The 22,219-nt window shown below is 68.4% G+C and carries 19 protein-coding genes and 2 pseudogenes; 12 read left to right on the top strand and 9 right to left on the bottom strand.

All coding sequences use genetic code 11. The features are described 5' to 3' along the window. Window positions 1–261: 261 nt before the first annotated feature. Window positions 262–381: pseudogene (locus EJK15_RS39955) on the bottom strand (ISAzo13-like element transposase-related protein); the annotation flags it as partial. A 14-nt stretch (window positions 382–395) separates the two neighbouring features. Between EJK15_RS39955 and EJK15_RS76600 the strand changes: the two are divergent. The 4 genes from EJK15_RS76600 (at window position 396) to prfH (ending at window position 3,691) form a co-directional block, all read left to right on the top strand. Further along, window positions 396–839 carry an integrase core domain-containing protein gene (locus tag EJK15_RS76600; RefSeq protein WP_276615478.1) on the top strand — a complete coding sequence of 148 codons (444 nt, stop codon included), beginning with the start codon at window positions 396–398 and terminating at the stop codon, window positions 837–839. Window positions 840–935: 96 nt separating this feature from the next. After that, the gene (locus tag EJK15_RS39945; RefSeq protein WP_138715673.1) at window positions 936–1,565 is read left to right on the top strand and encodes a hypothetical protein; all 630 of its coding nucleotides are present in this window, start codon (window positions 936–938) and stop codon (window positions 1,563–1,565) included. A 306-nt stretch (window positions 1,566–1,871) separates the two neighbouring features. After that, window positions 1,872–3,071: an RNA ligase RtcB family protein gene (locus EJK15_RS39940; protein ID WP_206061388.1), complete on the top strand. Its 1,200-nt coding sequence runs from the start codon at window positions 1,872–1,874 to the stop codon at window positions 3,069–3,071. Beyond that, window positions 3,068–3,691: a peptide chain release factor H gene (gene prfH / locus EJK15_RS39935; protein ID WP_138715672.1), complete on the top strand. Its 624-nt coding sequence runs from the start codon at window positions 3,068–3,070 to the stop codon at window positions 3,689–3,691. Before EJK15_RS39940 ends, prfH begins: the two co-directional genes overlap by 4 nt. A 267-nt stretch (window positions 3,692–3,958) precedes the next feature. Here prfH and EJK15_RS76595 read toward each other — a convergent pair whose 3' ends face one another. The 3 genes from EJK15_RS76595 to EJK15_RS39925 form a co-directional block, all read right to left on the bottom strand. Beyond that, window positions 3,959–4,090 carry a hypothetical protein gene (locus tag EJK15_RS76595; protein ID WP_276615477.1) on the bottom strand — a complete coding sequence of 44 codons (132 nt, stop codon included), beginning with the start codon at window positions 4,088–4,090 and terminating at the stop codon, window positions 3,959–3,961. Window positions 4,091–4,313: 223 nt separating this feature from the next. Further along, on the bottom strand, window positions 4,314–4,748 hold the full coding sequence (locus tag EJK15_RS39930) for a sensor histidine kinase (RefSeq protein WP_138715671.1): 435 nt from the start codon (window positions 4,746–4,748) through the stop codon (window positions 4,314–4,316). A 398-nt stretch (window positions 4,749–5,146) separates the two neighbouring features. Further along, on the bottom strand, window positions 5,147–5,566 hold the full coding sequence (locus EJK15_RS39925; RefSeq protein WP_138715670.1) for a hypothetical protein: 420 nt from the start codon (window positions 5,564–5,566) through the stop codon (window positions 5,147–5,149). A gap of 287 nt (window positions 5,567–5,853) precedes the next feature. On the opposite strand from EJK15_RS39925, the gene EJK15_RS39920 reads away from it, so the two are divergent. The 4 genes from EJK15_RS39920 to EJK15_RS39905 all read left to right on the top strand — a co-directional run bounded on the left by EJK15_RS39920 (window position 5,854) and on the right by EJK15_RS39905 (window position 9,786). Then, window positions 5,854–7,095 (top strand): sensor histidine kinase, encoded by a 1,242-nt coding sequence (locus tag EJK15_RS39920; RefSeq protein ID WP_171074802.1) that lies wholly within the window; start codon window positions 5,854–5,856, stop codon window positions 7,093–7,095. Further along, on the top strand, window positions 7,092–7,775 hold the full coding sequence (locus EJK15_RS39915; protein ID WP_138715668.1) for a response regulator: 684 nt from the start codon (window positions 7,092–7,094) through the stop codon (window positions 7,773–7,775). The genes EJK15_RS39920 and EJK15_RS39915 overlap by 4 nt, the downstream gene beginning before the upstream one ends. 277 nt (window positions 7,776–8,052) lie before the next feature. Then, the gene (locus tag EJK15_RS39910) at window positions 8,053–9,222 is read left to right on the top strand and encodes a sensor histidine kinase (RefSeq protein WP_138715667.1); all 1,170 of its coding nucleotides are present in this window, start codon (window positions 8,053–8,055) and stop codon (window positions 9,220–9,222) included. A 363-nt stretch (window positions 9,223–9,585) separates the two neighbouring features. Further along, window positions 9,586–9,786 carry a hypothetical protein gene (locus tag EJK15_RS39905; protein ID WP_138715666.1) on the top strand — a complete coding sequence of 67 codons (201 nt, stop codon included), beginning with the start codon at window positions 9,586–9,588 and terminating at the stop codon, window positions 9,784–9,786. A 582-nt stretch (window positions 9,787–10,368) separates the two neighbouring features. On the opposite strand, the gene EJK15_RS39900 is transcribed toward EJK15_RS39905, so the two are convergent. Then, window positions 10,369–14,304, bottom strand: coding sequence for a S8 family peptidase (locus EJK15_RS39900; protein WP_240777515.1), 3,936 nt, complete (start codon window positions 14,302–14,304; stop codon window positions 10,369–10,371). 167 nt (window positions 14,305–14,471) lie between these two features. Here EJK15_RS39900 and EJK15_RS39895 point away from each other — a divergent pair, with 167 nt between their 5' ends. The 4 genes from EJK15_RS39895 to EJK15_RS71245 all read left to right on the top strand — a co-directional run bounded on the left by EJK15_RS39895 (window position 14,472) and on the right by EJK15_RS71245 (window position 17,844). Then, window positions 14,472–15,500: a helix-turn-helix domain-containing protein gene (locus EJK15_RS39895; RefSeq protein WP_138715664.1), complete on the top strand. Its 1,029-nt coding sequence runs from the start codon at window positions 14,472–14,474 to the stop codon at window positions 15,498–15,500. Window positions 15,501–15,985: 485 nt separating this feature from the next. Further along, window positions 15,986–16,162 carry a hypothetical protein gene (locus EJK15_RS71250; protein ID WP_171074801.1) on the top strand — a complete coding sequence of 59 codons (177 nt, stop codon included), beginning with the start codon at window positions 15,986–15,988 and terminating at the stop codon, window positions 16,160–16,162. Further along, on the top strand, window positions 16,159–17,298 hold the full coding sequence (locus EJK15_RS39890) for a retropepsin-like aspartic protease (protein ID WP_138715663.1): 1,140 nt from the start codon (window positions 16,159–16,161) through the stop codon (window positions 17,296–17,298). The genes EJK15_RS71250 and EJK15_RS39890 overlap by 4 nt, the downstream gene beginning before the upstream one ends. Before the next feature lie 195 nt (window positions 17,299–17,493). Then, complete coding sequence (locus EJK15_RS71245; protein WP_171074800.1) at window positions 17,494–17,844, top strand: hypothetical protein; 351 nt, start codon at window positions 17,494–17,496, stop codon at window positions 17,842–17,844. On the opposite strand, the pseudogene EJK15_RS77850 reads toward EJK15_RS71245, so the two are convergent. From EJK15_RS77850 to EJK15_RS39870, 4 genes and pseudogenes are all read right to left on the bottom strand, one after another. After that, window positions 17,839–18,138: pseudogene (locus EJK15_RS77850) on the bottom strand (alpha/beta fold hydrolase); the annotation flags it as partial. The gene EJK15_RS71245 and the pseudogene EJK15_RS77850 sit on opposite strands and share 6 nt — an antisense overlap. 86 nt (window positions 18,139–18,224) lie before the next feature. Beyond that, entirely contained in the window at window positions 18,225–19,178 is a 954-nt protein-coding gene (locus tag EJK15_RS39880) for a dihydrodipicolinate synthase family protein (RefSeq protein WP_138715662.1), read from the bottom strand. After that, window positions 19,175–21,088, bottom strand: a complete 1,914-nt coding sequence (locus tag EJK15_RS39875) for a flavin-containing monooxygenase (protein ID WP_138715661.1) — start codon at window positions 21,086–21,088, stop codon at window positions 19,175–19,177. The genes EJK15_RS39880 and EJK15_RS39875 overlap by 4 nt, the downstream gene beginning before the upstream one ends. A 113-nt stretch (window positions 21,089–21,201) precedes the next feature. Beyond that, window positions 21,202–22,104, bottom strand: a complete 903-nt coding sequence (locus tag EJK15_RS39870; RefSeq protein ID WP_138715660.1) for an alpha/beta hydrolase — start codon at window positions 22,102–22,104, stop codon at window positions 21,202–21,204. Window positions 22,105–22,219: the final 115 nt, after the last annotated feature.

Below are 22,219 nucleotides of genomic sequence, written 5' to 3'. Positions count from 1 at the left end.
GGCGGACGCGTCCAACGAGACGATCCCGATCGGCCACCTGGTGGCCATCCAGTACGGCGCGATCCTGGCCGGCGCCACGCACGCGGCGCAGGAGGCCCGCACCCGGCCGTGACCGATCCGGCAAGGGACTTCTCGCCCGTCCTCTCTTGTTGACGGCGCCTTTCCAGATACGTACGCTTTTCCGTAAATACGGAAAAGCGGAAGGTGTCCCATGGAGGATCGGCTGACTGCGCTGGAACGGCGGATGGACCTGTTCGAGGTGCGCCGGCGGTGACCGTTGGAGCCACCGGCATCGGCGGTGATGAGCAGTCGCCGCGCCGTCGGGTAGGCCGCCCGCCCGGCCCCATTCCACCAGCGGCGTATCGACTCCACGGTGAACGCGGTCGCTGCGAACTTTGCGGCCAGCACTTCCTCGAGCCCTTCCAACAGGCGCATACCAGATCAACGATCCCTCCCCTGGAAAGCTACGAGTTGTTAGTCTGCGGGCTCGAAGTTCCCGGCGCTCATTTGACCAACTCCTCGCCGAGGCCGGCATCCAGACCGTCCTCGCCGGTATCCGGATGCCGCGGATGAACTCGATCATGGAGCATTGGGTGCAATCGTGCCGCCACGAACTCCTGGACCACTGCCGGCTCTGGCACGAACACCACCTACAGCACGCCCTGCGCGAGTACGAACGGTTCTACAACCAGCACCGAGCCCATCAAGCCCTGGCCCAAGCCGCCCCGCTGCGTCCCGTCCCGGACGCGATTACGGACCCCGAGCGAATCACCGACCTGAACATACGCCGACGAGACCGGCTCGGCGGAGTCCTCCACGAGTACTCACATGCGGCTTGACCTGAACGGACGGAATTTTCGGCAGGCGCAGGGTCGGAAGCGTCAATATCCGACATCGCGTTCATGACGACCCACTCCATGGGGAGCATTATCCACATGACGAACGACAATCCCGCCCTCATGTCCGCGCTCACCACGGAGCATTTCGTCCTGCAGACCGCCATCAGCACCGCCACCAGCGAGGAGTCGGCCCGCGCCACTCTGTACGTGATGGCGCTGTCCAGCTCGCTGGTAGCACTCGGCTTCGCCGCCCCGCCCTCGCCCGCGTTCGCCCCGCTGGCCGCGACCCTCCTGCCTGCGCTGGCCATCCTCGGCCTCTTCACCAGCGTCCGCCTGGTCGACACGGGCCTGCAGAACATCCTCTACCGCAGCGCGATAGCCCGCATCCGCCATTACTATCGCCACTTATCCCCGCAGGCCTCCGCCTACATCATTGCGTGGGCCGGGCCCGCCGAGAACGACGCCGTCACCGCGGCCACCGCCACCATGGGCATCGGACGGCGGCGCGATTGGCTCATCGGCTTATTCACGATCGCGATGATGATCACCGCGATCAACAGCATCGTGATCGGCGCAGGCATCACGCTCCTGGCCACCCTGGCGCTTCCACTCAGCGCGGCGATCACCCTCGGCCTGCTCGCCGCCGCTGTGCACCTCGTTCTCTTCTACCTCTACCAGCGCCACCGCTACCGCACCCGCCCGCGACTTCCCGAGATCTCCCCCTGACCGGAGTCCCGCGCGCCAGGTGGCACTCGGTCGGACCTGACCGGAACCGCTTTTCAGATTGCCTTGCTGCTCATCATCCGAAACGGGCGGACGCCGGCGCCCTGGGGCTGCCACTCGCGGTCGGCATTGGGTGTGTGCAGGCACCCAGGCCCGTACGGCCGAAAACCGCTTGCCTCGCGTGGCGAGCTCGGGGCAACGTGGTGTCCATGATGCTCTGACGGACAGCACCGCTATTTCGAGATGCCATGGCGCCGACGCGCGCCGTAATGCCGCCCGCCCATACCCCGTTCAGCAAAGAGAGCGTCTTTGTCTCAGCAACACTCCCGGCAGGATTCCCTGCTGCCCTCCACCCCGGCCATGAATTCGGCCACCGTCACCGTGCTCGCCTCCCCCACAAGCTGGATCGAGTCCGATGCCGTCGCGCAGTGCCACCAGGTGGCCGCCCTCGACGGCATGATGCACGTCGCCGCCATGCCGGACCTGCACCCCGGCAAGGGCGCCCCTATCGGCGCCGCGATGGCGTCGACCAAGCTGTACCCCTTCCTGGTGGGCTCCGACATCGGTTGCGGCATCGCCGTGTTCCCCATCAAGCTCAAGCGCGCCGTACCCGAGAAGCTCGCCGCCCGGTTCCCCGATCTTGATCGCGCGCTGCATCCTGAGCAGGATGCCGACGATCCCGCCTGGGCCGTGGTGAAGGGTGATATTCCCGCCGGTCACGTCGAGGGCCTCGGGACGGTCGGCCGGGGCAACCACTTCGTCGAGCTGGCGCGAATCGAGACCGTCTTCGAACCGGGGCACGCGAGCCGTCTCGGACTCGCCGCCGGCGACCTGGTTCTCATCGTCCACAGCGGTTCGCGCGGGCTGGGCGAGCGGATCCTGCGGGCGCACACCGAGGTCCACGGCGCGGGCCCCGCCCCTGATCCTGACACCTACCTGGCGATGCATGACGACGCCGTACGCTGGGGATCCCTCAACCGGCGGCTGATGGCCGCCCGGGTCGCCCATGCCCTGGGGACCGAGCCCACCGAACCGATCGTCGACCAGTGCCACAACCTGGTCGAAATCCGCGACGGGATCTACCTGCACCGCAAGGGGGCGGCGCCGGGTGACGGCCGCGACGTGCTCATCGCCGGTACGCGAGGCACCCCTTCCTACCTCGTGGCCGCCCACGCCGGGCCGGACGCCAACCACTCCGTGGCGCACGGCGCAGGCCGCAAGATGTCGCGTGCAGACGCCCTGCGCCGGGGCCGAGCCAAGCACACGGTCGAGGAGCTGCGCCGCACACCGATGGGATCGCTGGTGGTGTGCGGCGACCGACAACTTCTCTTCGAGGAGGCGCCAACGGCCTACAAGCGCATCGAGCAGGTAATCGCCGACCTCGTCGACCATGACCTGGCCACGCCCGTGGCCACCTCGATCCCTCTGGTCACCTACAAGACTCCCGACTTCGGGTCCACGCCCCAAAGGGACCACCGGAACCACCGCCGCAAGCGAGGCCGGCCGTGAGCGTCCACCTGCTCCTATCGGCCGGGCGCGGCCCGCAGGAGTGCGCCTGGGCATTGGCCCAGTTGCTGCACCGCCTGGAAACCGACGCCACCCGCCAAAACCTGGAAGCCCATCGGGCCCAAACTGTTCCCGGCGACCGGCCCGGCACCTACCGATCGGTCCTCATCCAGATCGCAGGAGCAGGCGCCGAGGCGTTCGCCGCCTCATGGACCGGAACCCTGTGCTGGCAGGCCCTCAGCCCATACCGGGCCAACACCGGCCGAAAGAACTGGTATGTCATTGCCCGGCCGTGCCAGGTCGACACGCCGCGTACGACGTTCGCGGAAGAAGACGTCGACATCGTCGCCTGCCGCACCGGCGGCCCCGGCGGTCAACATCGCAACAAGGCCAGCACGGCCGTACGGGCGACCCACCGGCCGACGGGGATCGTCGTCGTGGTCGACACCGAGCGGCAGTTCAACCTCAACCGCCGCATCGCCCTGCGGCTGCTGCGACAGCGCATCGAGCACGGCGACGAGGCGGCAGAGCGAGCCGTCACCACCGCCCGCTGGCACATCCACGACGAGCTCGTACGCGGCAACCCCACCCGCATCGAACGCCCGATTCGGTTGCCACACTGACTCGAGAATCGGACCGCCACCAGGCGCGGCGGTGGCAGCAGCGACCCGCCGACCGGCTTGCCCAGCTCACCCTGCTCCCCAGCCAGATTTTCCCCGAGGGCCAGGACGGAGGTGTACGACTTCTTGATCAGCTTATGTTGCACGCTGTTCTTTGAACGGCTTGGCCAGCCCACCGCGCGGCCGCGGAGCGGAGGCGCGGATGCGCCTACGGAGTGCACCTTGCGACCGAGCCCCGCCGAAGTTTCCCTGATCTGAGGGCGCCTCACCTCAGGCGTCGTCCACGTCGCCGATACCGTACGACGGCCCGCCACGGGTGGTGAAGCCGGCGGCCGGTAAGGCGGGCCACGGCTCGCACGACTCGGGCCTGGCGGGTGCGGGCAGCGGCAGCACGTCGAACAAGTCCTGTGGGCGGCGAGCGTGCTCGCGGAAGGCCTCCCTGTTCCTCGCTCAGCGAGGCCTTGCAGGTGCGCGCCGTCGAGCTCGTATGCCACTTGAACTGCGCGGATGGGTTTCGGCAGGTGCGATGCCGCCAGGCCAGTGACAACTGCCCTGCCACGTGCGGCACCGCGCCCGGGCCTGCGGATGGCAGCACGACCCCAAGTGCTGCGCACCCTGAAGATCGCTAGCTCGGGAAAAGAGACACCTTTCCTAGGGGAACGGTGGCGCTAATCGTGGTGCCTTCTCCCCGTACGCCATTGACAATGAGGCGGCCGCCCAGTCCGGCGACTTCCGCCCGCCGGCCGTGTAGACGGGCCTCGAACACCTCCGCCGGCATCCCGGAGCCGTCATCACTGACGGTCAAGCGCAGCCCGCTGGCGGCCACGGTGAGGGCGATGGAGACGGTACGGGCCGATGCCTGCCGTTCCACCTCCTGCAGGACATCACGGATCGTGCCATGGACGACCTCGGCGATCACGGCGCGAAGCGGCTGTTTCGGCAGAGCCCATATCTCCACCGTGATCCCGGTCTGCAGCGACCATTCCGCTAAATGGTCCGTCAGAATCTGTGAGGCTGTGCGGCTGCCTGTTCCGAGTTCCCCATACGAGCTATTGATCATCTGCTTCTTCCATACCCGTCACTACTCGAGTGCGCCTGAGCAGGCCGGACCGGTCGATCCAGCGCCGCTCCTTGCCCCCGGTACAGGGCCACTGGATCACCGGCTTCGCCGCCCTCACTTCTCCCCGGCCCACGGCCAGACACATGCCGGTCGCGCCGTTGGCGTACGCCCCGGTCGGGCCCGGCGGAGGCCACGCCGGCTTGTGCGGACACGGTGGACGGCGGGGACAGCACCGGTCAGGGCGGTCACGACCACGGCGATTTGTGAATGGGCCGCCAAGAACAGGATCGAGCTGTGCCTCACCCCGCCGGCGCAACGCCAAGGGCCCCCGCTGTCCTGCCGCCCAACGCCGCGGACGCGGCCCGCATCCGCAGCGAAAGATGCTGCCTTCCGGCGCTCTACCGTATGCGGTCGGGGTGCACGTTGGGGTCGCAGGCTGCGAAGGAGGTGTTGCGGATGTCACGCAGATTGTCGATGGACATCCAGCCGTGCGCCTTGGTGCCCTTCACCCGGGCGTAGACCCAGCGGTTGCCGTGCTTGTTCCCCGTCCAGCAGTGGAAGTAGAGGACCCGGCCAGCGCCGACCGTGGTCACCGTGCCGCACCTGCCGCCCGCGTACGGGCCTCTCTTGAGGTTGAATCTCCCCCTCATGACGCCGTAGCCGTCATCCAGGTTGGCGGTCCTCGGAGCCGGGCATCCGGGGAGATGATCCTCCGGCGGCGGACCAGCGGCCGCCGTGGCCGTGCCGCAGAGAAGGGCCAGGACGCTGATCGCTCCAGCGGTCACGACCGTTCCGAAGGCTGTGCTCGTGTATCGCATACTGTCCCCCTTGATTCCTGCGATCGCCTGCCGCGCCCAAGGACGGATGCCGTCCTTGGGCGCGGCCCCCGCAGTGCCGGTGATTTCAACCGACACCAGTTATAGGAAAAATCCGGAATCTGAGCGTCAACCCACCGTATGAAGACCGCCGAAACGTCTGGCGTATCTGCTCCGCCCGAGTGGTCAACCGGCTGCGGTACGGTGCCGCGCGTATACCGCCCAGGTTGTAGCGGCGGTCAACCGCATGAGTGATGAGTGACGCGGCCGGTCGCGGCTACCATGCGCTGATGCGCGCAAAGGTGCTGTCGTCCCTCAGACGGCTCGCCATGATGAACCCCTTTCTCACCGATCTGCTGTTCGGCGTCGTGGTCGCCGGCGTCTCCCTGACGTTCGGCCTCGTCTCGACCAACGGCTCGGTCGATCCGGGCTATGCGCGGCGCTCGCTGGAGGTCGCCGGCGTGGCGTTGACTCTTGTGGCCAACCTCGCGCTGGCCTGGCGCCGGCGTGCCCCGGTCACTGTGCTGATGGTCTCCTGCGCCGCCTCGATCATCTTCCACGCGGCCGGTTACGATGCCAGGCTCAACGGGGTGGCACCGCTTCTGGCGCTCTACACCGTGGCCGGCCGGCGATCGCCTGCCGTGTCCGTCCCGTGCGTTCTGCCCCCGGCCGTCTCCTTGTGGCACGCGGCGTTCCTCGGCCCGGACGAGTTCACCTGGCCGAACCTCGCGCAGACGAGCATCATGGTCGCCGTCGCATGGACGTTCGGCAACAGCACCCGGATGCTGGTCGAGCGCAACAGGCGGCTCGCCCACCTCAGCGAACGGCTGCGCCAGGAGCAGGAGGACAAGGCGCGGCGCGCCGTGACCGAGGAACGGGTGCGCATCGCCCGCGAGCTGCATGACCTGGTCGCCCACCACATGTCGGTCATCGTGATCCAGGCAGGGCTCGCCCGGTACGTCCTCGGCTCCGATCTCGCCACCGCGCGTGGCGCGCTCACCACCATCGCCGACACCGGTAGCGAGGCCATGGGGGAGATGAGACGCCTGCTGTCCGTCCTGCGCATCGACACGGACGACGACGACGCGGACGGCTATGACCCCGCACCCGGCCTGCAACGGCTCGACCAACTGGTGGAACGGCTGCGCTCGGCGGGTCTGACGGTCGAGGTGTCGATCACCGGCCAGGTACGCCCGCTGGCGCCCGGTATCGACCTGTGCGCGTACCGCGTCGTTCAAGAATGCCTCACCAATGTGCTGAAACACGCGGGCCCGGCCACGGCGTGGGTTTCGCTCCATTACGGCGCCGAGCTGGAACTACGCGTCACCGATGACGGGCGTGGGGCGGCCGCCACCCCGCAGGAGAACGGCCACGGCTTGATCGTCATGCGCGAACGCGTCAAGCTCTACAAGGGAACGGTCGCAGCCGGATCGAAGCCGTCAGGCGGATTCGAGGTCGTGGTCACCCTGCCCCTGTCGTCCTCGCACCAGGACGACCAACCTCCTCAGTCACACGGTAAGCCGAATACATGATCAAGGTACTTGTCGTCGATGATCAGATCCTCGTCCGCGCAGGCCTGGCGGCGCTGCTCCGCGCGGCCCCCGACCTCGACGTCGTCGGAGAGGCGGCGACCGGCGAGGAGGCCATCGACCAGGCGGCGTCCACCCGGCCCGACGTCATCCTCATGGACATCAGAATGCCGGGCATGAACGGCGTGACGGCGACCGAACGCATCCTGTCCACGAAGAGCGACCATCGGCCCCGGGTGCTCATTCTGACCACCTTCGACCTGGACAAGTACGTCTACGACGCCCTCCGCATCGGTGCCTCGGGGTTCCTCCTCAAGGACACTCCGCCGGAACGACTCATCGCCGCCATCCACACTGTCGCATCGGGTGACATGCTCTTCGCACCCAGCGTCACCCGGCGCCTGATCGAGGCCTACACCAGTCAGACGGACCCGTCCCCCGCCGCGCTCTCGCCCGCCCTGCACCTCCTCACCGCCCGCGAGGTCGAGGTGCTCAAACTGGTCGGGCGGGCGCTGTCCAACGCCGAGATCGCCACCCGGCTCTGCGTCAGCGAAGCCACCGTCAAAACCCACCTCAACCGCACCATGACGAAACTCAACCTCACCAGCCGCGCCCAGGTCGTGGCACTGGCGTACGAATCCGGCCTCATCACCCCTGGCCGGGAAAGCTCGTCACACACCTGACGGTGGGGTAAGGCACCAAGCTGGGGCTATCGGCTGGAGCATCCCTGGTGGCCAGAGGGGGCCCGACATCCGTGGCACGGCAGAGATCACAACGGCGGCGGGATCTCTGCCGTCCGATGCTGCTGCCGACCAGGCCGAACGCTTTCACCGTGACCGGAGATGGGGATCTGATCGCCGCCTTCGGCAGTGACCTGGCGCGCGTGCGCCTACCGGCCGACCGACATGCAATGGGTGTACAACGCTGGCGCGCGTGACGTACCGGCCGTAGCGTTTGATCATGATGCGGCGAGCCCTGGACTGGTGGAGCGAGCATCCTCAGCTCGCCGATGCGCTGCTGGCTGTGGCAGCCTGTACGTTCCTCCTGGTGGAGGTGCCCTACAGCGATCACACCATCGCCAGTCCTGGCAGCCTGCCCGTGACGTTCTGGGGCGACCTGCTGGCCTATGCGAGCCTCGCTCTGCGGCGCAGGTACCCGGTGCAGGTGCTGGCGCTGGTGTGGACGCTGTGGTTCGTCGGTGGCCGGTGGGACATCTGGGCGGAGTGGAACGCCTCGTGGTCGGAGTTGAGCACGCCGACCGCGCTCATGCTAGTGCTCTACACCGCAGGCCGGTGGACGTCCTCGCGGTGGCCGGTCGTCTTCCTCGCGGGCACGCTGCTGCCGACAGTCGTGACGGTGGCGCGGATGTGGGCAGGGCCGGTGTTCCCGGAGCCTCCGGACGACCTGTTCGCGGTGTCGTTCGTGACCTGCGCGGCGGCATGGGGGCTGGGCAGGCTGCGGCGGTCGGAGGCCCAGGCGGTGGCGCGCGCCGCGGCCCGCGCCGAAGAGAGCAAGGCCCAGGCCGCGCTGGCCGAGGAACGCATCCGCATCGCACGCGAACTCCACGACATCGTGGCGCACAACGTGAGCGCCATGGTGATCCAGTCGTCGAGCGCGGGCGTCGCGCTGCTGAACGACGACAAGGCCGGGGTGAGCGCTGCCGTCGAGGCGATCGGGCACGTTGGCCGTACCGCGCTGGCCGAGTTGCGGCTGCTGCTCGGCGTGCTGCGGGAGGGCCCGACGCTGCCGCAACCGGGGATCGAGGCGATCCGGGAGATGACCGAGTGGCTGCCCATCGACGTACGATTGCGCGTCGAGGGTTCAACTCGTCAGGCGCCGCCTGACATTGGCCTGGCCGCGTACCGGATCGTGCAAGAGGCGTTGACCAACACGCTCAAGCACGCCGGGAAGGACGCCGATGCCGAAGTGTTGCTGCGCTATACGGCGGACGGGCTGCACATCCAGGTCACCGACGACGGCGCCGGGGGCGCGGAGCGCGGGTGGGCCGGCGCGGGCGGGCACGGCCTGATCGGCATCCACGAGCGCGCCGAGGCACTCGGCGGCACGGCGCACGGGGAACCGCTGCCAGAGGGCGGGTTCAGGGTCGAGGTGACCCTGCCGTGGGTGTGAGTCGCAGCGGAGACGATCCACGTGCTGCCGGTCGACGCCGGGAACGGCGGCGTGGGCTCCGGCGAGGGTGCCCCAGGGACCTTGTGATCCGGACTTGTCGCAGGTGTCGCCGATAGCGGATGCCAGTGCAGGGCGTTTCGTCCTTGGCGCCCGCCCAGGTGTTGGCGCTGCCGGCCAGGTCGAGCTGGCCGGCCTCGCCGTGCCACAGCTTGTCCTGGTATTCCGGGGGCACGATCCAGCCCAGGAGGTCGCAGCCTCGTACGGTGGCGTCGCGGACGGCGTTGAGCTCGACGGCGTGCCACCATTTGACGTTGTAGATGGTTATGCCGGCCAGTTCGACGCTGGAGGGTCTGCTGCATCGTGATGACGTTCATCGCGGGCGGCGTGGCTGCGTTTTGCAGGTACTGCCAGATCGGGTCCCAGGAGCCGCCGGTGATCGCGATGCTGCCCGGTGCGTCGTATCCGCCGGTCGTCGCGCTGGGGACGTGGTTGAGCACCATCGTCTTGGAGGTGCCCGACGAGACGAGGTTCGGCACGAACCGGGCGTCGGTCGCGTCGAGGTGAGTGTTGCCCGGGATGATCAGGTTGGCTCGCAGCGCGTGGCGACGGCCCGCCCTGGCGCGGACGATGATCCTTCCCTGGGCGTCGCGTCCGGCCCACCCGGCGACGCCGTTGGCGGCGTCGTCCAGCGCGTGGCGCAGAGCGACGACGGCACTGTCCTCGCCGCCGGGGTAGGGGTTGACGGGCCCAGCGGATGCGGACGCCTACTGGGTGACGCCGCCGCCCAGCAATGCGGCACCTGCGGTGACGGCGAGCCTGAAGGCGTCTCGGCGGCCATATTCCACGACGGTCTCTCCGATCCCGGATGGCCACGGAATTCGCGGCCGAAGGCCTCGCCGCGAATCGTCACCCCGTAATGACGACGAACGGCTGATGGGCAGATTCCGGATTGAAGCGCACGCAAGATCGTGTCGTCAAGATGGCGGTGAAAGCGGTCAATGCCGCCTTGACCGCGCGAATGACGACAGGAGCCCGGACAGGCTGAGCTGCGGGCGAACCTGCGGCCTCCGGCGGGCCGCTTCTTCGACCGGGGGCCCGGCTACCCGAAGCTGTCGGGCGGCCGGACCCACGCGGAGGTCGACGAGACTACCTGACCAGGTAGGCGTCGGCGATCACCTGCTCGACCGAGTTGCCGTCCTTGTCCCTCGCCCCGACCTTGATCGACACGCTGCCCGGCCCCTTGGGGTTGAGCGCGAGCACCTTGCCGCCGGGCAGCACCGTGGCCTCGGCCCAGTGCGCGCCCTGGTCATCGGAGATCCAGACGTTCCGGACAGACGGCGACCGGCCGCCCTCGGCCTTGACGGTGAAGGTGAACAGTTTGCCCCCCTTCACGGTGTCGTCCGCGGGCAGCTTCAGCTCGTACCTGAGCCTGATCACTGGCACCTGGGCGCACGGCTGCTCGTCGCCCCACAGCACGGTGTCCAGGCAGGGGAACGTCGCGTTGCCGGCGGTCGGCCGCGCGGAGCGGAACGTCCACGTCGACTCGACACTGGTCCCGCCGTGCTTGCCGGTGAACCCGTCCTTCCACGAGTCCATCAGCCGGTACGTGCCCGATCCGGCGGGCACGGTGTAGTAGGGCACGCCCAGGTCGTCGTGCTCCGCCGTGACCTCGGTGTCCCCGCTGAACAGGCGGACTTCCTCCGTACCGGGAGCGCCCTGGTAGGTACGGCTCGGGTCGGATGCGTCGGCGTAGTAGCCGAAGCCCACCGGGCTGAGCGCCCGCAGCCGCAGCCGGTCGCCCTGGCGGCAGCCATCGCAGTAGATGCCCGGGTCGAACTCCCAGCCGGGTAGGTCGGGCCCCGGCGTGATCTGCGTGGGCAGGATGACCTCGTTCCAGTCCTCCCGCTCCTGGCCGGCACGGGCGAAGCCGCGGTAGGACATGGCGAGGCGCCCGTCGCCCGAGGCGGGGTCGTAGAACGAGAAGCCGCGCTCCCACAGCACGTCCCGCCCGGTCGCGGTGTAGTACTCGGTCCTGGCCGTCGGCCCGGAGAAGGCGTGCGAGCCCCGGACGCTGAAGCGCTGTTCGTCGTTGTAGGTGTGGTTGACTTCGGTGAAGTCCGAATACGGGCCGAACGTGCCCTGCTTCGGGGCGAACCGCGCGTGGTACGTGGTGTCGATCTCGACGAGGTCGCGGGTCTTCGGCGCGTAGCTCAGCCGCCCCGCCGTGGCGCCCTTCACGTAGTAGGCCATCTTGTACTCGTACGGGGCCGTCGGCGTGACACGCAGAGCGGCGTTCGGGTACGGATTCCGGGCCAGCACCTTGCCGAGCTGATCTGCCTCGGCGCTGTCGATCCACAGGACCGGCAGCTTGTTCTGCGCCGAGTACACCTCGGAGGACAGCAGCCAGGCGAACCGGTCGCTGGTCACCACCCCCGCCGCCTGCCCCTTGATGGCCAGTTCCAGGTCCGCCAGCAGCAACTGGAGCGAGTCCCTGGCCGGGAGGTAGAGGAGCTTGCCGCGCACGTCCGCGCCGCCGCGCATGTCGTCGCCGGTGGCCAGGCTCAGCCGCCGGTCCGCCGCGAACTTGGGCACCCGCGCGTCGTGCTCGCTGACGTAGACGGGCCGCAGCTTGACGCCCGGCACGGTCAGCTCGACCTCCGGGGTGCGGTGGATCTGGTCGAACAGCAGCATGGACGAGCCCACCGTGGGCGCCTTCTTGACCGGCGTGACCCAGAATCTGCCCCTGTTGACCGGCTCGTAGCTGAGCAGCGCCGCGCCCGCGTACAGCTTGCCCGAGGCCGTCGTGCGGGTGGGCATCACGTTCAGGAACACCGGCTCCGACGGGCGCGGCGTGGTGATCTGGATCGGCTCCACGTTGGTCGCGTCCAGGGTCACCGTGGTGTCGGCGTCCAGCTTGACCTCGGGGGCGAGCAGCAGGGCGTACTGGAGGTCCCGGTCGGGCTTGGTGAACCACCAGGGCATGGCGGAGATGGAGTACACGCCGCCGTGGGCCAGCTTGAACTCGGTCTCCACCGTGCCGGGCGTGTCCGTGGCCCGCCAGGCCGGCCCGTACACGGACATCGGCTCACCTTCGAGCAGCGGGTCGGTGTCGCTGACCCGCAGGGCGGTGGCGGTGTCCGGGTTCAGCGTCCACTCGGGTCTGCCGACCATCCTGACGCGGACGGTGTTCATCTTGGCCTGCTTGCGGAACGCGATCGGCGCGGTCAGCCTGGCCGTCCCCGCGGTGGCCGTCAGGCGGCCCTCGTACCAGCCGGGGTCTCCGAGCGACGGCTCGATGGTCAGGTCGGCGCTCGCGGTGCCGCCCGCGGGGACGGTCAGCGACGACGGGGTGAGCGTGGCCATCCCGGCGGGCGGGTCGGCGTCGCCGCTCTTCAGCGCCAGCTTCAGGTCCAGCGTGACGGCGTCCTTGCCGGTGTTGCGGAAGGTGACCTTCCTGGTCAGCGTCTGTCCGGTGTACGGGTCGGTGAACCCGGCGTACACCGTCGCGAGGTCGTCGAACACCTGCTGGGTGACGGCCTGCCCGATGTCGAGCCGCCCGGCGCCCTGCTCATAGACGGTTGCCTCACCCGGCTTGGCGGTGCCCGTCAGCGCGGTCTTGAGCTGGTCGGCCGTCCAGTCGGGGTGCTGGGCGGCCAGGATGCCCGCCGAGGCCGCCACGTGCGGGGTGGCCATCGAGGTGCCGGACGCCGCGGTGTAGTAGTCGTCGATCGGGCCGCCGCCGGGGACGCTGCTGCCCTCGCCGAGCGAGGTGCCCTTCGCGCGGGCCGCGATGATGTTCACGCCGGGCGCGGTGATCTCCGGCTTGATCGCGAAGTCGTCGCCCAGGCGCGGGCCGCGGCTGGAGAACGAGGCGATCTTGTCGGAGGGGTCCACCGCGCCGACGGTCAGCGCCGACGCCGCCGCGCCGGGCGAGGCCACGGTGTAGCGGCCGGGGCCCGAGTTGCCCGCCGCGACCACGAACAGCGTGCCGTACTCGGCGGTCAGGTCGTTGGCCGCCTGGCTCAGCGGGTCGGTGCCGTCGGTTGGGTTCCTGTTACCCAGGCTCATGTTCACCACCCGGACGCGCGCGGTGGCCGCCTGCCACTCCATCGCGGCGATGATCTCCGAGTTGTTGCCGCTGCCGGTGTCGTCCAGCGCCTTGGCGATGGTCAGCCGGGCGCCGGGCGCGACGCCCTTGTACCTGCCGTTCGAGGCCGCGCCGCTGCCGGCGATGGTGGACGCGACGTGAGTGCCGTGGCCCTGCCGATCGGTGGCGTCGTCGGGGTTGCCGCCGCCCGGCATGCCCGCTGGGACGAAGTTGCGGGCCGCGTCCACCCTGCCCTGGAGGTCGGGGTGCGTGGGGTCGAAGCCGGTGTCGATGACGCCGACCTTGGCGCCGGTGCCGTCGTACCCGGCCGCCCAGGCGGCGGGGGCGCCGATCTGCGGGTTGCTGACGTCGTCGAGCGCCCTCACCTTGCCGTCGAGCCAAACCTTGCTCGGGGCGCTCGCCGGCGATCTGGCCTGCCCCAGTGACTGCCAGAACGCGGTGGCCTGCTTCTTGTCCACCTTGATCGCGGCGCCGTCGATGCTCTTCAGAACCAGCGGCTCCGTGCCTCCCTTCAGCGTGCGGGCCCGGGGCGCCAGGTCGCTCGCCTTGGTCTGCGGCTGGTACTGGACGATGAGCGGGAGCTGAGCGGACTTGGCGTCGCCGTACCCGTTGGCGGCCAGGTAGTCGACGTTGAACAGCTCCTTGTCCAGCAGGCCGCTGTTGACGTAAGGCCCGGCGTCAGCGGGGATCACGTAGTAGCCGTGATCGTCCTGCTGCGCCTGGTACCTCCGCGCCTCGGCCCCCTCGCGGGGGTCCAGGGTGACCGACGCGCGTCCTGCGGCGTCCTTCGCGTAGGTGACGGTGTCCCCGGTGATCAGCGTGATCCTGACCGGCGCCTGTACGGCTGCTTTCGTGGGTGTGGCCGCCTTCGTCGGTGCGGCGGCGACGGCCGGTTGGGGGGCGACGACGAGAGGCACGGCGAGGATCGCCGCGAGTAAGGCCCCGAGTCTGCGGCGCCGGGGGGTGGGGGGCATGCGCACGACAAGCTCCAGACATGAGAAACACCGGGCATCGAGGCCCGCGCGCGAATGAGATCGTTTCTTCGCTGACCTAATCTGGAAATCTGTCAGGGCACAAGTCCGCCGAACGGGCCAAAACCCGCCAAGTGGCGGTACCCCGCCATCGGGAGAGAGGGGCGCCAATGCTCGAAGCGATCGGCCTGTCACCGGCCGAGAGCCGCCTGTACGCGACGCTCGTCGAGAACCCGCGATCCTCCGCCGCCGAACTCGCCACCTACTGCGGCGTCTCCACCCTCCTGGCCGCCCGCACGCTGGCCGCCTTCGCCCGGCGCGGCCTGGCCAGCAGGCTGCCGGGCCGCCGCGCCCGCTACGTCGCCGTCGCCCCCGACATCGCCATCCGGCCGCTGCTCGCCCGCCAGGAAGAGGAGCTCCACCAGGTGCGCACGGCCATCCACGAGCTGACCACGTCCTTCAACCTGGCCTCCCGGTACGCCGCGCACCCGGCCGAGCAGGTCGAGGTCATCACGGGCACCGACAACATCATCAGCCGGGCGTACGCGCTGCAGGACAGCGCCCAGACCATGTTCCGCAACATCGACAAGCCCCCGTACGTCATGCGCGGCCACGCCGACAACGTCGAGCGCGAGCGCCGGATGCTCAGGGACGGCATCGACTACCGCAGCGTGTACGACCTGGAGGTGCTGGCGCTGCCCGGCAGGCTGCGGCTCATCCAGGACGCGGCGGCGCACGGCGAGAAGTCGCGCGTGGTGGCCGGGGCTGCGGCCAAGATGTGGATCGCCGACGACGCGCTCGCGCTGATCCCCATCCGCAACGGGGCCTACTCGATCGACGCGGCGTTCATCCTGCACTCTTCCGCGTTGCTCGACGCGCTGATCGCGTTGTTCGAGCACGAGTGGCAGCGGGGGTTCCCCTTACGCGCGGCGCCGCGGCCGTCTCCGGCGGGGCGGTCTTCGGCGGGGCCGCCCTGGGAAGGGCGTTCTTCAGGGGGGCGTTCCTCGGAAGGGCCGGACGAGCTGACCAGGGACCTGTTGGCGCTGCTCGCGGGCGGGCTGACGGACGAGGCCATCGCGCGGGCGCTGGGGCTCGGGCTGCGCACGGTGCAGCGCCGCATCCACGCCGTCATGCAGGACCTGAACGCCATCACCCGCTTCCAGGCGGGGCTGGCGGCCCGGGAACGTGGCTGGATCTGACGGGCCGGATCTGACGGGGAGGGGGTTCCGGGCGCGGATCGGCTCGGGGCCGGCTGACGATCTGTGAGCATGTCCGGCCTGGGACCGGTGCGGATCATCGCGGCGCGGCATGGCGAGAGTGAGAGCGGCCACCAGGAAACCCAGGCCCACGGCCACGCAGGTCGCCCCACGCGGACACCCGATTCCGGGCTGGCGGTCGTCTCTGATGGCCACTCACCTGGAGGGACAAAGCCCCGGCGCCGTGATGCGGAAGGCCGTGACGATCGCCGGCGGTGGCGGACGCGTCCAACGAGACGATCCCGATCGGCCACCTGGTGGCCATCCAGTACGGCGCGATCCTGGCCGGCGCCACGCACGCGGCGCAGGAGGCCCGCACCCGGCCGTGACCGATCCGGCAAGGGACTTCTCGCCCGTCCTCTCTTGTTGACGGCGCCTTTCCAGATACGTACGCTTTTCCGTAAATACGGAAAAGCGGAAGGTGTCCCATGGAGGATCGGCTGACTGCGCTGGAACGGCGGATGGACCTGTTCGAAGAGCGGCAGGCCAAGGCGTCCGCCGGTGCCACCGCCTCGGGGCGGCAGGTCACGGCGTCGTCCTCGCTGCAGCGGGCCGGGCTGATCATGCAGCGGCGGCGCGGTGCGTACGAGACGGAGCCGGCATGAGGCCGTCGCGACACCCGGGGGCGCGGCGGGCATGGACGTCGGGGGACGTCGAGGAGGCCGCACGGCTGGCGGCCGCAGCCGGGGACGAGCGCCTGCTGGTCCTGGCCGATCTGGTACGCGGCCGGTTCGAACAGGCGCTGGCCCGCTACGAGTCCCTCGCGGGCGGGCTCCGGCTCCGCGCGCTCGACGAGCCGGTGGCGCACGCCTGGCTGCACCTGGAGCGGGTGGACCGGGCCTGCGAACACTTACGCCGCCGGCGCCGCCGCGTCCCGCCCGACCTGGCGCTGCGGCGCGAGCACCCGATGACGGTGAAGGCGGCCGAGCCCGTCAGGCTGCCGTTCGGCGACCACCCGCTGGCCGCGTACATGCCCGCCGTCGAAGGCACCCTGAACGGCCACCAGACCCTGCTCCACCTGGACACCGGGGGCACGTTCCTGGTGATGGGCGCCGAGCGGGCGGCGGCGACGGGCGTCGAGACCGTGCCGAACGGCCACCGCTTCCACGGCGTCACCCGCACACCGGTCCGCACCGGCATCGCCCGCGAGCTGGACCTCGGCGGAGCGCTGCTGACGAACGTGCCCGTGGACGTCATCCCCACCCTCACCGGCCCCCAGGATCTCGTGATCATGGGCACCTGCCTGCTGCGGCGCTTCCTGCCCACCGTCGACACCCCTGCCGGTCACCTGCTCCTCGCCCCGCGCGGGCACCACTCCCCGCCGGACGGCACCCGCGTGCCCTTCTACCTGTGGGGCGACCACTTCATGTTCGCCAGGGGAGGCTACGGTCCTCGCCGCGATCTCACCTTCTTCGTGGACTCGGGGCTGGTCCATTTGCTGGAGGACCTGGAGGACGGCACGATCAGGCAGGCGGCCGTGCTGGCGACCCGGGGCCAGTATCGCTCGTGGGGCATCCCGGGCGCCGACCTCGCCGGCACCCATCTCAAGGCCACCCACCCGCTGCGCCTGGGTCCGCTGGAGCAGTCCGGCCATCTCCTGTCCATCGCCCCGGGCAGGAGCGCGCCCTGGTCGGGGTTCGGCGGCGTCAGGGTGGACGGGCTGCTGTCGCAGGCGTTCCTCGCCGCATACGCCTGGACGCTGGACTTCGACCGGTACGAATACACGTTCCGGCGCGGATAGCGAGGCCGCACGCAACGCGGGCGGCAGCTCGTCCAGATCGCAGCGGCGACCAGTCGACGCGTACGCCAGGATCTCTCCCAGGGAACGGACGTCGTCCGACCGCGTCGCGGGGGCGTCACCGCTGAGCGTGATTCCGAAGTCGAGGACCAGCGGCCCGTCCACCGTCATGAGCACGTTGGATGGGGAGAGCCCGCCGTGTACCAGCCCCTCGGCATGGGCCGAGGCCAGAGCGGCCAGCAGTCCGGCGGTCAGGAGCAGCATGGCCTGCTCCGTCAGTGGGCCGTGCTCCTGCACCACGGCGGCCAGCGTAAGACCCGGCACGTATGGCCTGGCGACCCAGGGCGGCCGGGCAACCGGATCGGCCGCCACGATCTCGGCGGTGAATGGGCGCGGCCGCGCCGCTTCGCCGTCGACTGCGAAGATCAGTCGGCGGCGCAGCCCTTCGGCGTCGGCGCGTTCAAGGGAGATGACCTTTACCGCAAGAGCCCAGCGAGGGGCCGACGCCTCGGCGATCCAGGCCATTCCTTCGTCGAGCACCCGCTCTGAGCGCTCGATCAGGGCCTGCCTGCTCAGAATGGTCAGGCCCGTTGAGGCGAGGACCAGCGAACTGACCCTGTCCGGGTAGCGGGCACCGAGGCTCTGCCCGATGGCGCCGCCGATCGACAGGCCGCAGAAAGCGAATCGATGAACGCCCAGATCGTCGGCGATCGCGACCACATCATCAGCGAAGTCATCGATCGACGGTCGGTCCGGGCTCAGCGGCGAGGCTCCGTGACCCCGAAGATCGAAAGTGACGACGTTCCAGGTTCGCGGAAGCAACTGCACCTGCTCGCGCCACATGAGGCGATCGGTACCAAGGGAGGCGGCGAGGATCACCGTCGGAGCGCCAGCCTTGTTGGATGGCTCGTACTTAACGTTGATCATGTTCACCCACCGAACTTCTCGACGACCGCAACAAGCCCGGCCATCGCCGACTCGTCGTCACGGACGGATGTGGCCGGAAACCGGGGGAAGCCCGCGTCTATCCCGGCCGCGAACATCAGAGCCTTGATCTGGGCGTGCCATGGCTGCCCCGGACCGAGCACGTCCAGAACTTCTTTCTTGAGTTCTGTGAGGTCGTCGACGATCAGGCGGGCCTTGCCGGTCTCACCCCGCCAGGTCAACTCGAAGGCGTCCGCGAGTCGACTCCCCAGTGGCATGCCGCTCCCGATCTGTCCCCGCCCGCGCTGCTCTCCGGCAAAGACCGGGAACGCCGTCGCCTCAAGGACGTCGGAGAAGATCGCGTGATGCTCACCGAGCTCCCGCAGCGTGTTGATCCGCCGCTCTTGAGAGGGGGTGTTGTCCTTGACACCGACAATGCCGTCAATGGTGAGGAGACGGGCGAACAGATCGGTCGGGAGGTCGTATCCCACGACTGCGGGCACGTTGTAGACGAGCACTGGTAGTGGAATCTGCCGTGCCATCACGGCATAGAAGTCGAAGATCTCGTCGCCACGAAGCCATCGCGCTGGGGGAATCGTCAGGAGTGCCCCGTCGGCCCCTGCCTCGGCGGCATGGCGCCCGAGGATCACGGTGTCGTCAGGTCGAATGCTGCTGATTCCGACGAGCAGGGGAGTCTGCGCTCCCACGGCTCCCCGGGCGATCTCGAGCACCTTCTGACGCTCATCCACCGACTGAGCCACCCACTCGCCGGTGGTTCCGTTGACCACAAGACCGTGTGCGCGCTGGCCGAGGAACCAGGCCAGCACCTCCCGCAGCCTCCCCGCGTCCAGCGCGCCGTCACGGTCGAACGGTGTGGGAGCGGCCGCGAAGTAGCCGCGCCATTCGCGATGGTGATCCCGCAAGCTCAAGCCTTTCGGTGGGTTCGGGCTCGGACTCATACCGACGGCTCATGAGTCGCCGGGTAGCTGACGACCATCTCGTCCTCGTCCACCGATCGAGTGAGCTCGTAGTAGGTGAGCAGGGGGTAGGGCCACACCACCGTGTTGGTTCCGCTCTCGTTGCGGTACCAGCTCACCTCGGGCACAGCAGCCCACGCCATGCCGCGATTACCTTCCTCGATCCATTTCACGTATCGGTCATAAGCGTCCTGCGTGGGTTCGATCGCCGACGCACCTGTCACCAGCAGATGGTGCAGACACTCAGTGATGTAGTGGATTCCGCACTCAGCCATGAACGTCTGGCTGCCGATGGCGACCAGTCCGGTGTTGGGACCTGCGAGGCAGAACAGGTTGGGAAAGCCCGGGATGGTGACCCCCTTGTGAGCCCGGGACTCATCACCCCAATACTCCCGGAGGCTCAGTCCGCCCCGCCCGCGCACGTCGATCGTTCCCAAAAAGTTCGTACCGTGGAATCCAGTCGCGAACACGGTCAGGTCTGCAGGGTGACGTTCTCCGCCGACGGTGCGAATGCCGTCCTCGTCGAACGAGTCGATCGCCTGGGTCACCAGGGCCGTCTGCGGTCGCTGGAGCGTCCTGGCCCATGCCCCGTTGTCACGCAGCATTCGCTTCACACCAACGGGATACCGCGGAATTACTGCATCGAGGAGATCCTCGTGCCCGACGTATTGGCCCCGGACGCTCTCAACCAGAGCATCGCGGAAACGCTGATTCGGCTCCGAAACCGACTCGTTGGAAGACCAGTGAGGGTCCGCTTTTGTCAGAGCGTACTTCCCGATTGTCGAGTGCCAGACTTCCCACAACCGGAGCCACCGGTGATAGGCCGGAATGTTCTCCATGAGCCATTCCCGATCCTGCCCGACTTCTGCATGGTACAGCGGCGCTGGGAGCATCCACGGAGCGCTGCGCTGGAAGATCGTGAGGGACTCGACCTCGTCCACGATGGCCGGCGCAATCTGATAGGCGCTCGCCCCGGTGCCGATGATGCTGACCCGCTTTCCGCGGTACTCGACGCCCGAATGCCATTCAGCGGAATGGATCTTCTCGCCGCGATACTTCTCCAGCCCGTTGAAGGCAGGGATCTTGGGTTGGTTGAGGAAGCCAACCGCACTGATCAAAGCCCGGACCAGCACCGTGGACTTTTCGCCAGTGATCGCGTCCTTCACGACCAACTCCCACTGGGAGTCGTTCTCGTTCCACGATGCTCGGACAACCTTCGAATTGAATCGGATGCTCTCCAGCAACTGTTCTTGCTCGGCGAAGTCCTTGAAGTAGTCCTCGAGCGTCTCTCGCACCGCGAAGTAGTGGCGCCAGTCCCGTCTCTGGAAGAACGAGTAGCTGTAGGCGAGCGTGCTGGTGTCCAAGCGGCAGCCAGGATAGGCGTTCCACCTCCACGTACCACCCACCTTGTCGGCCGCCTCGAACATCACGAAGTCGATCCCCAAGCGCCGAAGCGCCCGGGCCATCGCCAGTCCTGACTGGCCGGCGCCCACGATGCCCACGACGAAGTCGCGATCGACGGCGACCTCGTCCTTATTCCACGGGAGGTGATCGGTGTCGCCCAGTTCATGCTTCATGAGTTCGGCGTAGTCGTCGGCTCCGTTGGTGAGGAAGCCGACGATCTCCTCCGCAGACAAGTCGGTCTGCCGATGATCTCTGCCCGTTCCGAAATGTCGCTTCAGCGCGTTCCGGACCCGTTCAAAGGCCTCGTTCGCCACCTCTGCACTCAGGCCGCCGAACTCCGGGATCGCGATCATCTCAAGATTCAACTTGGGTCGGAACTCGTCGGCGAGCAGCGTGCGATCACCCGTCAGTTCAGCGACCGAGCAGAGAAGAGGGACCAGCTCTCCCGCCTTCACGAACCGGTCAACGTCCTGCTCGCTTGTCGTCATGCCGCTCCTGCAAGGCCATTGTGTTTGTTGTGCGTACACGTGTTCGTATGGAGATCAGTCGGGCGCTTGATGCCGCCTGCGCGCGTGGACAGGGCGCGCGGAGCGGGTCTGGATCACGCGCGGAGGTGTTTGAGAAAGTGCTCGCGGGCGGCTGAGGCGCACTCGTAGAAGCCGGGCCCGTCGTAGGCGTCGAAGTGGCCACCTGCGATCACCCGGATCTCCTTCGGCTCGCGGGCCTCCTCGTAGGCATCCAGTGCGAGCTGGAACGGGGCCACGACGTCTTCGGCGGCCACGATCATCAGCAGCGGCGTCGGCGCGATACGACTGATGTAGCTGCCCGGTTCGTACTCCGTCGCCATCTCCAAGGTGCGCGCGGTCACCTCGTTCTTCCAATTGGGCGCCCGATCTGTGATCTTGCTGAACCACTCATACGCGTCCGCCGAAGGCATCATCGCCTGGTTCATGGGGTCCGGGGTCACTGCTGGAATCATGGCCGGCTCGCCACCCATGAAGCGATTCAACCGGTCGCCGTCCAGTTGTGCGCGGGCGTGGGAGACGAAGTCCGGCCGTACGGCACGACTCAGCATGCGAGAACCCGAGACGCCGGGCACTTGGGAAACGACCGCCTTCACCCGCCGGTCGCTCGCGGCCACGACTAGAACGTGGCCCCCGGAGTAGCTCGTCCCCCAAACGCCGATCTTCGTCGCGTCGACCTCCGGCCGAGTGATCGCATATGTGATCGCGTTGCGGATGTCACGGTGCTGCAAAACCGGGTCGCTCTCCTGGCGGGGCAAGCCGTCACTGTCGCCGAAGTTCCGGTGGTCGTAGACGACCACGTTGAGGCCGGCTTCTGCGAAGTAGTCCGCGAAGTCGTCAAGGTACATCTCCTTGACGCCTGACAAGCCGTGCGTCATCACGATCGCCGGAGCCGGCGCCGCGGCGTTCTGCGCCGGATAGAACCAACCGCGAAGGGTCACGCCACCCTCGCCCTGGAACTCGATGTCTTCGCGGGTCATGGTCACGGCCGCCTTCCGTTGTGGTCTTCGGACATGGCCAACATTGGATCGTGTGACGCCAGGCGCATAGAACGATCGCGCCCAGCGCCGGTATCTGAGTGCCATGTCGGTTCGG

This window comes from Nonomuraea basaltis (assembly GCF_005893125.1).
Taxonomy (GTDB): domain Bacteria; phylum Actinomycetota; class Actinomycetes; order Streptosporangiales; family Streptosporangiaceae; genus Nonomuraea; species Nonomuraea basaltis.
Note: the sequence above shows the minus strand (reverse complement) of the source record. Positions and strands in the feature narration are given on the sequence as shown.

Coding starts and splice junctions, on each gene's coding strand:
- EJK15_RS39905 (WP_138715666.1), top strand. CDS start 9,586: ATGACGTTCATCGCGGGCGGCGTGGCTGCGTTTTGCAGGTACTGCCAG.
- EJK15_RS39925 (WP_138715670.1), bottom strand. CDS start 5,566: ATGCGATACACGAGCACAGCCTTCGGAACGGTCGTGACCGCTGGAGCG.
- EJK15_RS39900 (WP_240777515.1), bottom strand. CDS start 14,304: ATGCCCCCCACCCCCCGGCGCCGCAGACTCGGGGCCTTACTCGCGGCG.
- EJK15_RS39870 (WP_138715660.1), bottom strand. CDS start 22,104: ATGACCCGCGAAGACATCGAGTTCCAGGGCGAGGGTGGCGTGACCCTT.
- EJK15_RS39895 (WP_138715664.1), top strand. CDS start 14,472: ATGCTCGAAGCGATCGGCCTGTCACCGGCCGAGAGCCGCCTGTACGCG.
- EJK15_RS39910 (WP_138715667.1), top strand. CDS start 8,053: ATGATGCGGCGAGCCCTGGACTGGTGGAGCGAGCATCCTCAGCTCGCC.
- EJK15_RS39890 (WP_138715663.1), top strand. CDS start 16,159: ATGAGGCCGTCGCGACACCCGGGGGCGCGGCGGGCATGGACGTCGGGG.
- EJK15_RS39930 (WP_138715671.1), bottom strand. CDS start 4,748: ATGATCAATAGCTCGTATGGGGAACTCGGAACAGGCAGCCGCACAGCC.
- EJK15_RS39915 (WP_138715668.1), top strand. CDS start 7,092: ATGATCAAGGTACTTGTCGTCGATGATCAGATCCTCGTCCGCGCAGGC.
- EJK15_RS39945 (WP_138715673.1), top strand. CDS start 936: ATGACGAACGACAATCCCGCCCTCATGTCCGCGCTCACCACGGAGCAT.
- EJK15_RS39875 (WP_138715661.1), bottom strand. CDS start 21,088: ATGACGACAAGCGAGCAGGACGTTGACCGGTTCGTGAAGGCGGGAGAG.
- EJK15_RS71250 (WP_171074801.1), top strand. CDS start 15,986: ATGGAGGATCGGCTGACTGCGCTGGAACGGCGGATGGACCTGTTCGAA.
- EJK15_RS39920 (WP_171074802.1), top strand. CDS start 5,854: ATGCGCGCAAAGGTGCTGTCGTCCCTCAGACGGCTCGCCATGATGAAC.
- EJK15_RS39880 (WP_138715662.1), bottom strand. CDS start 19,178: ATGAGTCCGAGCCCGAACCCACCGAAAGGCTTGAGCTTGCGGGATCAC.